The sequence below is a fragment of the Cyclobacterium roseum genome (assembly GCF_010119225.1).
GTDB lineage: Bacteria > Bacteroidota > Bacteroidia > Cytophagales > Cyclobacteriaceae > Cyclobacterium > Cyclobacterium roseum.
In genome coordinates this window covers 81,701-98,326 of the sequence record NZ_WNKF01000004.1, presented here as the reverse complement: position 1 = coordinate 98,326, position 16,626 = coordinate 81,701, and the positions used below count along the sequence as shown (strand labels likewise).

Annotated in this window: 13 protein-coding genes and 1 pseudogene; 10 read left to right on the top strand and 4 right to left on the bottom strand. The window is 44.5% G+C overall.

What is annotated here, in order from left to right:
- The first annotated feature begins 444 nt into the window (after positions 1-444).
- From GJQ68_RS07255 to GJQ68_RS07235, 5 genes are all read left to right on the top strand, one after another.
- Positions 445-783, top strand: coding sequence for a winged helix-turn-helix domain-containing protein (locus tag GJQ68_RS07255; protein WP_162416643.1), 339 nt, complete (start codon positions 445-447; stop codon positions 781-783).
- 115 nt (positions 784-898) lie between these two features.
- Entirely contained in the window at positions 899-1,672 is a 774-nt protein-coding gene (gene modA / locus GJQ68_RS07250; protein WP_235941184.1) for a molybdate ABC transporter substrate-binding protein, read from the top strand.
- Positions 1,672-2,346, top strand: coding sequence for a molybdate ABC transporter permease subunit (modB, locus tag GJQ68_RS07245; protein ID WP_162416642.1), 675 nt, complete (start codon positions 1,672-1,674; stop codon positions 2,344-2,346). Before modA ends, modB begins: the two co-directional genes overlap by 1 nt.
- Positions 2,339-3,013 carry a sulfate/molybdate ABC transporter ATP-binding protein gene (locus GJQ68_RS07240; protein WP_162416641.1) on the top strand — a complete coding sequence of 225 codons (675 nt, stop codon included), beginning with the start codon at positions 2,339-2,341 and terminating at the stop codon, positions 3,011-3,013. The genes modB and GJQ68_RS07240 overlap by 8 nt, the downstream gene beginning before the upstream one ends.
- A gap of 143 nt (positions 3,014-3,156) precedes the next feature.
- Complete coding sequence (locus tag GJQ68_RS07235) at positions 3,157-3,852, top strand: DUF5995 family protein (protein ID WP_162416640.1); 696 nt, start codon at positions 3,157-3,159, stop codon at positions 3,850-3,852.
- Positions 3,853-3,863: 11 nt separating this feature from the next.
- Here GJQ68_RS07235 and GJQ68_RS07230 read toward each other — a convergent pair whose 3' ends face one another.
- A complete protein-coding gene (locus tag GJQ68_RS07230) occupies positions 3,864-5,096 on the bottom strand; it encodes a DEAD/DEAH box helicase (RefSeq protein WP_162416639.1) in 1,233 nt (410 codons plus the stop codon).
- Between the two features lie 442 nt (positions 5,097-5,538).
- Here GJQ68_RS07230 and GJQ68_RS07225 point away from each other — a divergent pair, with 442 nt between their 5' ends.
- Together GJQ68_RS07225 and GJQ68_RS07220 are read left to right on the top strand one after the other, a co-directional pair.
- Positions 5,539-6,774 (top strand): MFS transporter, encoded by a 1,236-nt coding sequence (locus GJQ68_RS07225; RefSeq protein WP_162416638.1) that lies wholly within the window; start codon positions 5,539-5,541, stop codon positions 6,772-6,774.
- A gap of 23 nt (positions 6,775-6,797) precedes the next feature.
- Positions 6,798-7,655, top strand: coding sequence for an alpha/beta fold hydrolase (locus GJQ68_RS07220; RefSeq protein ID WP_162416637.1), 858 nt, complete (start codon positions 6,798-6,800; stop codon positions 7,653-7,655).
- Here GJQ68_RS07220 and GJQ68_RS07215 read toward each other — a convergent pair.
- Positions 7,652-8,008, bottom strand: a complete 357-nt coding sequence (locus tag GJQ68_RS07215) for a nuclear transport factor 2 family protein (RefSeq protein ID WP_162416636.1) — start codon at positions 8,006-8,008, stop codon at positions 7,652-7,654. The genes GJQ68_RS07220 and GJQ68_RS07215 overlap by 4 nt on opposite strands.
- A gap of 128 nt (positions 8,009-8,136) precedes the next feature.
- Positions 8,137-8,568 carry a VOC family protein gene (locus GJQ68_RS07210; RefSeq protein WP_162416635.1) on the bottom strand — a complete coding sequence of 144 codons (432 nt, stop codon included), beginning with the start codon at positions 8,566-8,568 and terminating at the stop codon, positions 8,137-8,139.
- 126 nt (positions 8,569-8,694) lie between these two features.
- Here GJQ68_RS07210 and GJQ68_RS07205 point away from each other — a divergent pair.
- From GJQ68_RS07205 to GJQ68_RS07195, 3 genes and pseudogenes are all read left to right on the top strand, one after another.
- A pseudogene (locus tag GJQ68_RS07205) lies at positions 8,695-8,889 on the top strand (helix-turn-helix domain-containing protein); the annotation flags it as partial.
- 278 nt (positions 8,890-9,167) lie between these two features.
- Positions 9,168-10,169 (top strand): hypothetical protein, encoded by a 1,002-nt coding sequence (locus GJQ68_RS07200; protein ID WP_162416633.1) that lies wholly within the window; start codon positions 9,168-9,170, stop codon positions 10,167-10,169.
- 4 nt (positions 10,170-10,173) lie between these two features.
- Positions 10,174-14,952 carry a T9SS type A sorting domain-containing protein gene (locus tag GJQ68_RS07195; protein WP_162416632.1) on the top strand — a complete coding sequence of 1,593 codons (4,779 nt, stop codon included), beginning with the start codon at positions 10,174-10,176 and terminating at the stop codon, positions 14,950-14,952.
- Between the two features lie 182 nt (positions 14,953-15,134).
- Here the strand turns inward: GJQ68_RS07195 and GJQ68_RS07190 are convergent, their stop codons facing one another.
- Positions 15,135-16,289: a baeRF3 domain-containing protein gene (locus GJQ68_RS07190; RefSeq protein WP_162416631.1), complete on the bottom strand. Its 1,155-nt coding sequence runs from the start codon at positions 16,287-16,289 to the stop codon at positions 15,135-15,137.
- Between the last annotated feature and the right edge of the window lie 337 nt (positions 16,290-16,626).

The following is a 16,626-nucleotide window of genomic DNA, read 5'->3' as shown; positions in this document are numbered from 1 at the left end:
ACAAAAATTAACTTGAGTCGGAAAAACCGATTAACCGTCAAAAAAAGGTGGAGCATCGAAGAGAATGGGATTGGATTCATAGCAAAAGTTATTTAAATGCCCTCATATTTAAAGTTAATAATAATTATAAACTAAATAATGCTTTCTGTATAAAAAAGTTTCTTAAAACTAGAAAGGCCGTGGAGGGCTTATGCTACAATTGCCCGATAGTTGGATTTAAGTATTCAATGTTTTCGTCATGAATGGTTAGAAACGGAAACCCTTTAATATTTCCACAACAATGTCAGACTCAATTGTGGGTACAGATAAACGATTATTTCAAAAATAGTAAAAAGGATCGTACTTTTAATTCCGGAAATTGTATGCGTTCCGGGTTTCTATCGGTTTATTATAGTTGGGTATAGGTTTTCTTTCATTATAAAATCCTGTTTAAAAATTCAGCTTATGGAAAAAAAATTACACATCAGGTGCTGGATTACCATGAACCGCGAAAAATTTTTCGGTCCGGGCAGGCTGGAACTGCTGGGAAATATTCAATCGGAAGGCTCCTTATCCAGGGCGGCACAGCAAATGGGCATGTCCTACAAAAAGGCCTGGGACATGGTCAATGACTTAAACAGCCGCGGCAGCCAACCTTTTGTGTTGCTAAAAAAGGGCGGGGAAAAAGGTGGTGGAGCTGAACTCACGGAACACGCCCAAAACCTGATTTTCAGGTTTGAGAAATTGTCCGAAAAATTGAAAGAAATCACCGAAGAAGAAGCCGAAATCTTAGACTGGATCTAAACGGTTTCCTTTTTTGCAAATCAGATCTGAATGCTGCCCATCTTCAATTTTTGGATTTAGACAAAATCGATATATATTTATAAATATATCGATTTTCATTCTATAGGTGGATTGTATGAAATGCAGTGGTAAAGCATTTTTATTGTTGTTGGGTTTAATGTTCTTTTATCAATTGACATGGGCTCAGAAGGAAAAACCGGTTTTGGTAGCTGCCGCTTCGGACCTAAAATTTGCCCTGGACTCGATTATCCTGGTTTTTAACCAGGAAAAGGAAATCACCGTTAAGCCCATTTATGGTTCCTCCGGAAAATTATACGAACAGCTTTCCAACCGGGCGCCTTTCCATATTTTCATGTCGGCGGATGTGCGCTATCCGGAATTACTGGCCGAAAAGGGCCTGACGGCATCTGAAATTTATTTATACGGAGTAGGCAGGTTGGTGCTATGGAGCAGAAAGTATGATGTAAAGGATCTTGGGATGGAGGCATTTCAGCAGTCCTGGGTAAAGAAGGTAGCGATCGCCAATCCCGATCATGCTCCCTATGGAAAACGGGCGGTGGAATCGCTGGCCTTTTATGGCTGGCAAGAAAAGCTGGCCCCCTTATTGGTAAAAGGAGAAAACATTTCTCAGGCCGCTCAATTTGTCGCTACGGGAGCGGCAGATTTGGGAATGATTGCGTTATCTTTGGCCCTTTCACCCACGATGAAAAAGTATCAGAGGTCCTACTATCTTATCCCGGAATCGAGTCATTCCCCCCTGGTCCAGGGCGCGGTCGTTACCAGTCATGGCGAAAATAGTCCGGAATCGTATGCCTTTATGGCGTTTTTAAAAGGTGAAAAGGCGATTGGTATTTTTCGCTATTTTGGATTTTCCCAGCCCTCAAACTGATGGATTTTAGCCCGTTTTATCTGACCTTGAGACTGGCGCTCTTTACCACAGGAATCCTTTTCCTGATTGGTATTCCATTGGCGTATTGGCTGGCTTTTAGCAGGCTTCGAATTAAGTATGTGGTAGAGGCGATTGTCAGTTTACCCCTGGTATTGCCTCCTACGGTATTGGGGTTTTACCTGCTGCTGTTCTTTAGTCCGGAGAATCCGATGGGTGGCTTCCTGGATCGTTATTTTGATCTTCGGTTGGTTTTTACCTTTCCGGGGCTGGTGCTGGCTTCGGTTATTTACAGTTTGCCTTTTATGGTTCAGCCCTTACGTTCCGGGTTTACCGGAATTCCAAAGGCCTGGATAGATACCACCCAAACCCTGGGAAAAGGAAGGTGGGTCACGCTAAGCCGAGTCATGCTTCCGAATATGAAGAGTGCACTGCTTACAGCCGGTGTTTTGTCTTTTGCGCATACCGTGGGAGAGTTTGGGGTGGTATTGATGGTAGGTGGAAATATTCCCGATGAAACGCGGGTGATTGCAGTGGCCATTTATAACGAGGTGGAAGCCATGAATTACACGCAGGCCAATACCTATAGTCTGATCCTCATTGGATTTTCCTTTCTGGTCTTATTGATTACCTATTGGCTAAATCGTGATAAAAGCAGGGTTTTGAGCTATGATTGAGTTGGCGCTGGAAAAATCATTATTCGGGCCGGAGGGCAAAATGAAATTAGCCGTTTCCTGTCAAATAGAGAAAGGGGAATTGGTTGGGATCTATGGACCCTCCGGAGCGGGAAAATCCAGTATCCTGCGCCTGATTTCCGGTTTGATGAAGCCCGAGGGGGGCTTGCTGAAAGTAGACGGGGAAGTTTGGTATTCCAATGTCGAAGCGGTCAACCTCAAACCAACCAAACGGAATATTGGGATGGTATTTCAGGAGCATTCGCTGTTCCCCAATATGAGCATTGCCGAGAATCTGGAATTTGCGCTGAGCAAGGGGCAGCCCCCACAAATTGTTCAGGATTTGCTGGAAAGGGTTGGATTGAAAAAGCTGGCTTCCAAAAAGCCATCCGTATTGTCTGGCGGGCAGAAGCAACGGGTGGCTTTGGCCCGGGCCATGATACGGAAACCCAAAATTCTATTATTGGATGAGCCTTTTTCTGCCCTGGATATGAAAATGCGGGCCAAGCTACAGGAATACCTGGTTCAGTTTCATAATGAGTATGGGCTTACTACGCTTCTGGTGAGCCACGATGCCTCGGAAATCAGCCGCATGGCACAGCGGGTTCTGGTAATGGAGAATGGAAAATTTAGTTTTGACGGAGAGCCCCGGCATTTTTTTCAATCATAGGGAACCCTTTATGATTTGAATTTTTGCCAGGATCAGTATATTGAATGTTGAAAAAAGTCAAGGTATATACCTATGTGTTGCCAACAGCTCAAAGCTACTGTCTGGTGATGGAAGTTGCTGGTTCAATCCAATAAAATTAACCTATGATGCAGGATATCCCATCCCTATTACTGACCATGAAAGAAAAAGTTGACGGGTGGAAAAGCACCGGTGATCGTCGACATGTATTTTTGGGCTGTTATTCCATGATGAGCCAAGCCATGCACCAGGCGATAAACAAGAACCAATTTTCCAATGCACCCTGGGTGTCTCAATTACTCATACGATTTTCCGAGTATTATTTTGATGCGCTGGAGCATTATGAGCAGGATCCCGAAGCATCGCCGATTGTCTGGCGACAGGTTCACGATGCCAGTAAAGACCCCGAGACCAATGTGGTTCAAAATTTACTGCTTGGGGTAAATACCCATATCAATTACGACCTGCCATTAGCACTATATGATTGTTTGGCGGAAAATTGGGCTCAGTTGCCAGAAACGCATAGACAAACGCTAAAGAAGGACCACGAATTGGTAAACGAAATAATTGCTCAAACCATTGACTCGGTGCAGGATAGTATTGTAAATCCCTCCTCCTGGAGCATGGCCGCCCTGGACATCATTATGTGCAGGGCGGATGAATGGTTGCTTTCAAAGCTTATCAGTTCCTGGAGAAATGAAGTTTGGCAAGTCAACCTTCAACTTTTGTCCAGTCCGGATCAGGAGTACCGGGATCGCATTCGCAAAGAACAGGAAATCCTGGTGACAGACAGAGGCACGCAGTTTATCAGGTACCTTTAAAGAAAATGTTCCTACCGTGATTTTTTCCGATTGGCAAAAAAGGCCTGTTTTTTCCGTTGTTTTTCTTTGTTGTGCTCTTTCTTTTCCTGCGCCGACATGGGTTTGTCGGTCTGGGGAAACGGGTTGTTATCCGCTACCTCTATTTTTTGGCGGATCAGGTTTTCGATAGCCCTCAGGTCCGTATTTTCTTCCGGCTCGCACAGGGAAATGGCGATACCGGTCTCTCCTGCTCTACCAGACCGGCCTATGCGGTGTACGTAGGTTTCCGGGTCTTCGGGGATATCGTAATTCAATACGTATTGCAACTTGTCAATATCGATCCCCCGGGCGGCTATATCCGTCGCCACCAGGACCCGGATGCTGCCGTCCTTAAACTGACTCAATACCTTTTGCCGGTGATTTTGTGCTTTGTTTCCATGAATAGCCGCTGCCTGAATGCCAGCTCCCTTCAGGTTTTTGGTGATTTTATCCGCTCCATGTTTGGTTCGGGAAAACAATAGCACCTGATCCATATTTTTGTCTTTTAAAATATGGAATAATAGATCCTTCTTGGTAGACTTATTAGTGAAGTAAACTTTTTGTTGCAGGGTTTCGGCGGCGGAAGAAACCGGACTTACTTCTATTCTAACCGGGTTGGTTAAGATTTTATCCGAAAGCTCTACAATATTGGCAGGCATGGTGGCGGAGAAAAAAAGCGATTGCCTTTTTGTCGGCAGCAATTTCAATAGCTTTTTAATGTCATTGATAAAGCCCATGTCCAGCATTCGGTCTGCTTCATCCAACACGAATAACTTTACCTGGTCCAGTTTGATGTATCCCTGGTTGATCAGATCCAGAAGTCGTCCGGGTGTGGCTACCAATATGTCCACGCCCCGGTTTAGGGCACTTACCTGAGAGCCCTGTTTTACCCCACCGAAAATAACGGCATGCCTCAGTCGGGTGTACTTTCCGTAAAACTCCAGGTTTTCGTGGATTTGAATGGCGAGTTCCCGGGTTGGTGTGACGATCAGGGATTTGATGGCGACCCGCCCTTTTTCCTGCGAATGGTCGGTATGAAGTAATTGAATGATAGGCAAAGCAAAGGCAGCCGTTTTGCCGGTACCGGTCTGGGCACTCCCCAGAATGTCTCTTTTCGCTAAAATCTGCGGGATGGCCTTCTGCTGAATGGCTGTCGGCTCCACGTAATTTTTATCCTGAAGGGCTTTCAGTAAAGGGTCGATTAAATTAAGTTCTTTAAATGTCATGTAATAGCATGGTTCAAATGGCCAAATGGGCCAAAAATAATAGGATGATTTATTTTAAAAAGAAAAGTCGGGTCTTAGCGAAATTTTATGAGGTATCCATTTGAGGTAGTTGCCGCCGAGAAGATACCTTACTGCTCGTATAGGAAGATTTTGGAGGATGGTTTTGGATTGGGAAAAGCGCGTAATCCTCGCAATTACTAGCTGTCATCTCACCCGTTTCTCTTATAATCCTATAAAGGTAGCTAGATTTATTGAAACGAAAACGCTACGGAAGCCAAAATATCAGGAAATAAGCCATTTTGTGGACAAAACTGAGAATAGGTGCCAACCTATTCAAGTGGGAATCTTATAGGGCTACGCTTTATTTCAGGCGTAAGTTTATTGTCCAGGCGTAGAACTTTCGGCCTTCCTATCCGGTTTTCACTGAAGACATTTTAAGGGAATGAATAAGGAAAAACTTTTACTCTGGACACTGGCAGCGGTTAATTTTACCCATATAGTGGATTTTATGATCATGATGCCCCTGGGGCCGCAATTAATGCGTGTCTTTGACATCTCTCCTCAACAATTTGGCCTGTTGGTGTCTTCCTATACCTTTAGCGCCGGAATCAGTAGTTTTATTGGGGCCTTTATTTTGGATAAATACGACCGCAGGAGCATTTTCTTATGGGTTTTTGTGGGATTTTTACTGGGAACCCTTGCCTGTGCCCTATCACCTAATTATTTACTGTTGTTAGCCTCCCGTATTGTTTCCGGATTATTTGGGGGACTTACTTCAGCCTTGATTTTTGCGGTGATAGGAGATGCTATTCCGGATAGCCGGAGGGGCAGGGCCATGGGATTGGTCATGGCGGCATTCTCGGTGGCTTCGGTTTTTGGTGTTCCTTTCGGCCTGTTTATCGCCAGCCTTTCCAACTGGCATGCTCCGTTCTTCTTTTTGGCATTTCTTGCCTTGGTTATCCTCGGGCTGATATACCGTTTTGTTCCTTCTATTACCGCACATATTCAGCAGGCTGATTCCAGACCGAGTCCGATGCAGGTCATCCGCAGGGTTACCAGCAATGCCAACCAGATGCGGGCCATATCGTTGACGGTATTGATGATGTTGGGGCAGTTCATGATCATTCCGTTTTTAAGCCCATTTATGGTTTCCAATGTGGGATTTTCGGAAATACAATTGACCTATATTTATATGGCAGGGGGATTTTTCACTGTATTTACCTCCCCTTGGGTGGGAAGGTTGACCGATACCTATGGTAAGGTTAAGGTATTTACCGTATTTATGAGTTTAAATGTGATTCCCATTGCCATTCTAACCCAGATGGGGGTCACTCCGATCCTGTTTGCCCTGCTCGTTTCCACGTTTTTCTTTATTACCTCAAATGGTCGCATGGTACCTGCCGCTGCCTTGATTACGGGTACCGCTAGGCCCGAGAACAGGGGAAGCTTCCTGAGTTTCAATTCGTCTGTACAGCAGTTGAGTGCCGGATTGGCTTCCTTTCTTGCAGGCATGGTATTGGTGGAGGGGGCAGATGGTAAATTGATGCATTTTGAATGGGTGGGATATGCAGCGATTCTTCTCAGTTTGTCTTGCATTCCCCTAATCCGGAAAATTAAAGTGGTAGACACAGAGGCGGTGCTGGAAAAAGTACCTGTAAAGGCAGGAGTAGAAAAATAAAGGAAGGTAAAGTTTTAGATTTGGTGAGTAAGGAAAAATGTGTATACCGGCTTTTAGGGATGTATCTGAATGCCCTTACGCGGTTTTGGCCCCAAAAGGGTGGGAAAACCGTTTTTAAACTATTTTGCACCCCAAAACCCCGGGAAATTCACCCGGAAGAGATGGAGTTCCTTCAGACCGCCAGGCAGGGCGAAATTGATTTTCAGGGGCAATCCATCCGTACGTACACCTGGGGAACGGGTCCTAAAAAAATACTTTTGGTACATGGATGGCAAAGCCTTTCCGCTAGATGGAAATCCCTGGCTGAAATGCTGATTGGCTCCGAATTTACTTTACTTGCTTATGACGCTCCTGGGCACGGCCTGAGTGGAGGAAGGCAATTTACCATCCCTGAAAATGCGGAACTCATCCATCGGATTATGAATGTACAGGGGGACTTCGAAGCAGTGGTGGGCCATTCCCTGGGTAGTCTTTCCTTGCTATACGCCTCTTCCAGACATACGCTGCCAGAAATAAAAAAATGGGTATTGATGGCTCCGCCAATTAGCCTCAATGATTTGGTTTCGTTATTTCAGACAACATTAAGCTTGAATTCAGGTACGATGAACCGTATGATTGGGGAAATGGAGGCCGCCACGCCAGGCGGTCTGGAAACGTTCGACTCCGCGCAATTGGTTACGAATCTCCTGTCCACTCCCGGTCTGATTATCCATGATAGGGACGACGATCGCGTTCCCTATGGTAATGCGATAGCACTTGCCACTGTATGGCCTCAGGCCCGGCTCGTATCCACCCGGGGCCTGGGACACCGGCTGCGTTCCACTGAAGTGCACCGACTGGCAGCCAACTTCATTTTGGAGCCAGGGGAAGAGCAGAACTAACGATTAACTACTTCAAACACATAGCTTGTCATTTCCTTAATTTGGGCGTTTTTGAATCCATTAAACCGATAAATATCGCAAATGGAATAGGTTTTCCCATCGGGCGTGATCATGCTTCCCTCCACTACGGCTTCTTTTCCGTGGGTGATAAGGTGCCGGATTTCCAATTTCATAGGCTCAGGGGAAGCCATTTCCTGTAAGCTACTGGCAAATTGTTCTTTTCCCTGGATAATTTTGTCACCCACAATGGTCCAATGTATATCCTCAGTAACAGCATTCAGAATAAAATCCACATCACTATTGGCAAAGGCTTCATTCAATTGTCGAAGGAAATCTTGTTTATTGGTTTCCATGGTTAATCTTTTTTAGTTTAAATTGTTTGCCGTTTCTTCCAGACTTCTCAAACGTTCGCTCCATGTTATATGGCTATTCTTTGATTGCCTTTTCTAGTACATCAATATCTAGTTTTTTCATTTCCAATTTATTGTGAGCTGCTGGATTGGTTTTCTTCCTGAGGAACTTCATTGGGGTCCATCCAGAAGAACTCCCAGATGTGCCCGTCCAGGTCATTGACAGAGGTGCAATACATAAAGCCATAGTCCAAAGCGGACCTTTCGATTGTGCCTCCTGCCTGTAGGGCAGTTTCGGTTACTTCATCCACTTTTTCTTTACTAGCCAAGGCCAACGCATTCAATACTTGTACCTGGTTTCGGGTATCCGCAATCGATTTGGAAGTAAAGGATTGAAATTTTTCCCGAGTGAGGAGCATGACCGAAATGGTGTCGGAGTAGACCATTCCTGCGGCTGTTTGATCGGTGAAGTGAGGGTTATTGGTAAACCCTATTCGCGTATAAAATTCCATGGCTGCAGGGAGGTCATTTACAGGTAGATTAATGAAAATCATTGGTTTCATGGTCTTTGAGGTTTTTGTTAGTCACTCGTTTTAAATACATAGTACTACAAATTTAAGACAATTTTAATAGTCCCTGACTGTGCAAACCCGACAAAGTAATGGGTTGAATGCGACAGGTTTAAGCAATCAACTACCAATACCATTGTTGAATACATGCAGCGCGTAAAGGTCGAGGCAGCCAAAAAGCAATTGGAGACAAGCCAAACGGTAAGCGAAATCATGTACGATGTTGGATATAACGACCCTAAGGCGTTTAGGGAGGTGTTTAAAAAATATACGGACATGTCCCCCCTGGATTATAAGGTGAAATTTTCGAGTTAAGTAGGGTTGCTGTTTTTCCAAAGCAGTCAATTCATAAAGAAGTATTCGTTCCTTTTTTCGAAGTAAAAAAAAGCCATCCGTTAAATTGATTTTTGCATAAAAAAATTTGCATTTCAAATAATCTAATAATATTTTTATCAGGGTTTTATTCGGCATGTTTTCTATTGTAACGGAAGAATTTACTACGTTTTTTCGCTGAAGCATCGGTTTATTACCTGTTTGGAAGCTTGAATCCATGATCCCTTTATGAATTTGAAACACATTTAAATTATTGGAATATGTATAAATGCGGTTTTTTTGTCGCTTTGTTTTTTGTGGTCAGCGGCAGTTATATGGAATCCCTTGCAGGTATTTGGCGGGTAAATAATCAATATGAAACGGATAAGTCGCAACGCATATTTTCCCAGCTGGCACCGTTAAACGATGATGCGGATGTTTTGCCCGGGGATACGGTTCACCTGGAGGGATCACCGATTTTATATAACAATTACACCTCCACCAAAAGACTGGTTATAATAGGCCCTGGATATTTTTTAAACGAGAACCCCGAAACTCAGGCCCGGGGAGAAATGGCCAGAATTTCCGGCATCACTTATAATACAGGGTCTGAAGGCTCTTTAGTGATGGGTTTGGTATTCGACCGGTTTAATACCAGTGGGATTACCATTTACGTAAATAATATTACCGTGCAACGCTGCTATATGAGAGGCGGGATTACCATTACTGATCAAACAGGCATCCGCGTATTGCAGAATTACATCCAAGGGTCGGTTTCAGGCAGGTTTAGTAGCACCGTTTTTAGTGATGTGGTAGTTCGCAACAATTTATTTGTAGGAGGAAGGTTCAACACTCAAAGCGGAAGTTTTTCGATTTGTGAGAATAATGTCTTTACTGGGGATAATATCATCATTACTGCCGCATCCTTCCGGAACAATATCCTTACCGATGTGAATGCGGCTGTTGCCATCACTTCGGGCAACCTTCAAAATAACCTGGCGGCTAATGGACAATTTGGAACTGAAAACGGTAACAGGAATGTGGACATCGGCAATGTCTTTGTGGAAGAAGGGAGTTCGGATGGTCAGTACCAATTGGCTCAAAATTCCCCGGCCAAAGGCGCAGGATATGAAGGGGTAGATGCCGGTGCTTTCGGTGGCGAGGGTGGCTACAGGCTTTCCGGTTTGGCACCGATTCCCCTGATTTACGATTTAAGAGTGGATGATGCGGGAAATTTAGAAAGTGGTGTGGGCATTCAAATTAAGGTGAAATCCAACCAGTAGCACCATGTTGAAACGGTATCTGGTATTTATTTTTTGTTTTTTGGTCGTCTATATATCCAAGGCACAAGAAATCCAACGTTTGGAGTACTTTTTCAATGCGGATCCTGGTTTTGGAGCGGGCAGCCCCTTTACTTTTTCGGAAGGTGAAAAAGTGGAGTCCGATTTTACGGTTCCCTTGACAGGCTTGGAAACAGGAATGCATGAAGTATTTGTCCGTGCACTGGATACGGAAGGAAACTGGTCGCACACCGCTTCTCAGATTTTTTTCGTCGATCCTATTCCGGCTAGCGATGTGAATCTACAATACCTGGAGTATTTTGTAGACACCGACCCCGGTTTTGGAAAAGGTGTCCGTGTGAGTTTACAGGAAAACCAAACCATTTCACTGGACATTACGGCAGTTCTTTCAGACAAAGACCTCTCTTTTGGTTTTCACGAACTTTATTTTAGAGCACTGGATAATAATGGGAGGTGGTCGCATACCACCAAACGGATTTTCTACCTTCAACCGGGTACGCCAAGCTTGAGTAAAATTACCCGGTTGGAGTACTACCTGAGTGATGGAGAATATATATCTCCTCTTCAAACCCATGTGATTCCCGAACCTTCCACTTCCGTGGAATTGGATTTTCAGGCAGACCTTTCCTTTCTTCCCGATGAAAACAAGCAATACCAACTGTCGATTTACGCCGTCAATGAGTATGGGGTGCGAAGCCTGGTAGAAACAAGACCCCTAAATGTATGTAACGGAGAACCGGCCAAAGCAGGATTTGACTTTGTCATTAATGAAGGGAGAGTAGATTTGACCAATACCTCCACATCGGCCGACACCTTTCAATGGATTATTGGTGAAGAAATTGTGGATCAAAAAGATTACTTTTTTGAGTACGACGGTCCGGGTTGGTATCCGGTCTCATTGGTAGCAGGCAATATCTGTAATCAGGACACCTTGAACCAGGTGGTAGAAGTACCGGGAATACAGAATATTTATCCCAATTCAGGAAGCATTCAACAAACGGAAGCCAACCTGACCATTGCGGGCTTTGGCTTGGACTCCCTGCCGCAGGTTATTTTAAAGGCGACTGAAGGCGATGTCTATGGGCCGGTTAGCCTGATACGAGCAGATTCTATCCGCCTTCGGGCGCAGTATGATTTTTCACAAATGCCGATAGGCTCCTATACCCTGCAAGTCATAAATGAAGAAGGGGCCGATACCCTCAGCTTGGAAAAGCCCTTCACCTTGTTGGAAGGCGGGACCATGCCTTATGACCAATGGGTTGAATTTGAGCTGGCACCGGACAGTAGCTTCCGCGAATCTGTCCTGATTCCGGAATCCGATATGATGCTGGTCACCATGAAAAAGGCTGATCGTATCGGATATTCCGGAACATGGAGAGGGGAAATGTCTCTGTTTCTGGGTGAGGAACTCGTTGGGAAAACGGAAGGTACTTCCGATTTTGACCTGGAAGTAGAAAAGCCCTTATCCACGCTTTACAACGTAGAAATTCCCAATAATACCTCCCGGCCGATTACTGGCAAGGTAAAGGTATCTTTTGCACCAGATTGGCTTCCACTAAACGAATGGACCACAGGAGAGATTCTCAGGCCATATGGATATGACTGGAAGTATGTGGATATAGGCTCCAATGTGGACACCTTGTTTTTGGAAACGGAGGGCTATGGATTATGGAGCACCATAGAGGTGTTTCAGGAAAGCATTACAGGACCCATTGAATCCTGGACCTTTAGCAATATGGGTGCAGGGTATGCTATAAAAGGGCATATTTTATCCCCCGAATCCGGCAGGTACTATATCCGTTACAAGGATTCCGCCGTGTTGCGAAATACCGAAAATGGAAACCAGGTAAGGGATTACTTGATTTATGCGGGAGTTAGCAGAGCCAACGGTATTGATGTAGAAAATCGCTCCATTGAAGCGTTATCTCAATACGAAATGGGTCAGGGGAAAAATACCGTTGAATTGACCGGCCGTGGTTTCAGCGAACAGGATTCCATCGTTTTGATGAATCGGGAAGATTCTACCTATTACGGCATGCATGCGGTCTTCCAATCAGGTAACAAACTGGTAGCCCATCAGGATTTTGGTCTCTTGCCGGCTGGGGAATATTTGCTGGGCATTTACGGCGCTCCGATCCAATTTCATGAGCAACCGCTATTTATACAGCAGGAGGTAAAGCAGGAAGTTAAAGTGGAACTGATTGCCAGAGATCAGTTTAGAATCGGGCGTTATCAAAAATTCGTAGTGCGACTCACCAATCTCGGAAATGTGGATAAAAACTTTCTTTCCCTGTTTGTTTCCGGAATTCCGCCAGCAGCAAAAATCCGTTTTGATTCGGAAATCAGTACGATTGACGATAGCATTTATCCACTGGACTCGCTATCCCAATATGAGATTGTAGATGAGGAAATGGTCGTTCCCCTGTTTGTGAATAGTTTACCTGCCGGAGAATCCCTGGATATAGAAATGAGCATTTACTTGTCCGAAATGCAGGATTTCGAGTTGCAGGTAGCCGTGGATGAGCTGTTTGAAGAAAAGCTGGATGCCTTGGGAAATGACGCGCTTGGTGAATATATCCGCCTGGTTTATGAACTGGATTCACTTTTTGAGGTGGTAAACGAATTGGAATCTCAAAGCCCCAATACCCGGAGAAATGACCTTATCGCTGATGCCACCAAATCCAGTTATAGATTAATTTTCGAAAAAATTAATGAATTGGCCAATTCTCCGATTTCAAAAGAATGTTCACAGGAACTTGGTAAATCTTTTGGCACCTTACTGGCGTTGTACACCAAAGAAAATCGGAATAAAATTATAAACCAGGTCAAAGACGGGGTAATGGATTTCTTTTTTGGTGGATGGTCGGATTGTATTTCCAAATCTACAAGTACCATAAAAAACAATATTTGGGATCCGATTTCCAGAAACAGAGGAACTGGAATTTGGAATACCACAAAAAAGGTTTTTCTCCAACACGATTTGTATTCCAACGTTTTCCATTCCGGACTTAATTGTGCCAATGCGTTATTAACCACCCCCATCACGCCTTCTGGCTTAGCCTTAAAATTGACAGGTAAAGCCATTGGAAAAGTCAGTACCAATGCTTTGTACAGGATGACGGTACGGAGGAAACAATTAGATGACAGGATAAAAGGACGTTTATTTGAGATTTCCATAGCTAAAGATTTAATGGATGCCGGTGAAAAATTTCAAAATAACGTATTCAATTCAATTGAATCCGGATTCGAATCAGGAATTGGGATTGGATTTGGTTGCCAGCAAGAGTTGCATACCGCGTTAAAATTTATTCAAGGAATCTCTTCCGTCACACCGGAAGACAAATATGGACCTACCGGATTTGATCAGGAGACGGATGGCGATCTGGCCAATAGAAAACGGTTCATTCCCCAAGGACAGCTTTTTGAATACAAGATCGATTATTGGAACAAAGAAGATGCGACCGCACTGGCAGCGGAAGTATTTATCCGGGATACCCTGGACATTAATTTTGATATCAGTACCGTTAACTTTACCGAGATTGGTTTTCTGGGCTGGAAAGTGCCGCTTGAAGGTGGACAGTATTTTAATGTAACCGTTGATATGCGGCCGGAAAAGGAATTGCTGGTGAATGTAGAGGGAACCGTAAATCCCGAATCCCGCGAGATTTACTGGGTGCACCGTTCCCTGGACCCGGAAACCATGGAACTTCCTGAGGACCCCACGGCCGGGTACCTTCCTCCCATTGATTCTACGGGATACAATATTGGCTGGGTGATGTTTACCGTAGAAGCACTAGACAGCCTTGGCCACAACAGCACCTTTCAAAACCAGGCACATGTCAATTTTGATGGGGTAGGTCCCTGGGGGCCCGCTCCTCCGTATGGCCCTTATACCAATACCATTGACCAGCTGGCTCCGGATAGTCATGTGATGTCCTTGCCGGAACGGTCGGGAAGGGAATTTAATGTCAAGTGGGTTGGAACGGACGAGGGAGGAGGAATCGGTAGCTACGATATCTTTGTACGAGAAGACGATGGTGATTTTGAGCCCTGGTTGCAAGCTACCTCTTTGCAAGACGCTGACTTTACCGGAGAAATGGGTCGTCAATACGCCTTTTTTAGTGTAGCCACTGACCATACCGGTAATCAGGAAGTGAAAACCGATACGATTGAGGCTGTTACTTACGTTCCGGAATTGCCGGAGATTGCTCGCTTAGTTTCACCTCTGGAGTACGTGGTATCCGCCGATAAATTTTCCTGGACAGCTGCCGAAGAAGCGGATGCCTACACCCTTCAGGTGGCTGCCGACTCCCTATTTGAAGACTTGCTTCACGAGGAGGTATTGACCGATACTACCTGGACTACCGGACAAATGGAAGAGGAAAAGCTGTATTACTGGAGAGTGATGGCATCAAATGTCTCCGGAGATGGAGAATGGTCTGAAGTCGGGACGTTCGAAGTGGATATTGTAACCGGTCTGGAATCGATTGGAAACTACCCGGAAACCTATTCGTTTGGTAAAGTGTATCCAAACCCAACGGATAGAGCACTTTTCTTCGAATTTTCTGTACCCGAACAAATCGATGTACGCATTGAACTATATAGTGCTACCGGGCAAGCCAGGAGATTGGTCCTGGACCGGAAACTGGATCAGGGAAGCTATCAGGTGCATGTGGATCTTCAAACAGAACCTTCCGGCTTGTATATTATTCAGATGCGTGCCGGGAATTTTAATGAGTCACATCGGTTTATCATTAACAAATAGTCAGGTTGTGATGGTTTCTACTCATTAGCTTTACTGATACAGATATCTTACACTGATTTTGGAAACGGCTAAGAATTAAATCGCTCGTTGTTTATTTGACTCAAGCAAATTGATTGAGCCTTTGATGCATTCATTTAGGTTTTAGTAACTGAGATTTTATTGAAGAAAACATTGACCTAGCATTAGTACCTAAAAATTCCCGCTAATCCGGTATCCGTAGGCATGTTGTCCGGGGGCATCACGATTACTTTGCCGCCCATCTTTAAGACCAACTCGCTCATATCATCCAAAAGATCATCCACTCTCGGATTGTCCATGTCTTTTTTCTGTGTGTTGCCCGTTACTAAATTGGTGATGCGAGCGGCGATGATTCTGTCCGCTTCTACAAGCAGGGTGCCGATCCTTCCCTCAACTGCAGCTACAGCCAGTTCTTTATAGTCGTCTGTTCCTTTATCAGCTGCTTTGGCCTCCTCATATTGCCCGGCATGATTTTTTAGGTTCTCCAGGTAGGCAGGCTCCATGACTTCCCAGGCCATTTTAGCCAATTTTTCTTTTGGCACAGCCGAAGGGTTTACCTGTATCCCTTCGGGTAATAGCGCGGAGTTTTTGTTCACCTGCTGAAAAAGGTGGTGGTGTTCCGGTAGGGCGGCCAGAATAAGGGGAATTCCTAGTGGTTTTGAGAAATTTTCTTCTACTTCTTTGGATACCACTCGGAAAAACCGCTCCGCATCCAAATCTACCTGGTCTTTTTTACCGCCATGGCCATGGTGCATGGCATTGCTTTCTCCCGCCGATCCTCCATAGGAAGCTACGGTGTGGTGCCCATCTGTTAGTTCTTTCCCCAGAGCATCCTCCATGGTGTTAGGTATGTCCTCGGAAAGTTTTATTTGTTGCAATGAATGCCTGTTTCCTTCGTATAAAGTGAATTCGTCCAGGCTCAAGCCCAAAAGGTGATAGCGGTCTGTGGACTGTAAATACTTCCGAAGTGGTTTGGTGTGGAAACTATCGGCCACAATGGCAAGGGATTCTACCGCTATGGGTAATTTTATAACCTCCATGAAATCAGGAGCACTAAATAGGGCCAGCCCATCCATGCTATTGTTCCAAAACTCATCGTCTTCGGTGAATTTCTCCAATGGAGCCAAATAGGTTTTCGTTTCCTCTGAACTGTATTTTTGAATCAAGGATTGCTCCATTTCTTTTAAGAGGTTTTTAAACCGAATGGGGTCTTGCCGATTGTCCGGGTGGTTACGGTAGGTCTGCATGTAAAGCGAAAGGCAGGGAGCTTTTTCTATAGCTAATAAATCCTGTATGCGTTTTTCGGTAAGTAACTGCATGGGTCTGTTTGATTGTATTTAAAAATAAAACAAGGATTAATAGTAATAATCATTCCTATTTGCATTATTCAACTACAATTTTTATGCCATGTTATTATATTTTTTTCCCATGAAATCAACACGATTCTAATCATCATTAAACATACAGGGCAATGATTATTTTACTCGTCAGAGATTCTCCCTAACTAGAATCGAGACAGGCTATCTGACCGCTTAAAAACAACCTATAAATAAACAGATGAAACACCTTCCTCACAGATGTAAGGATTCAATAGGAGAAAAATCAATCGTTAGAATTTTCCCCGGGCTTGGATTTTAGCTAAAAGGCCAGCACTAC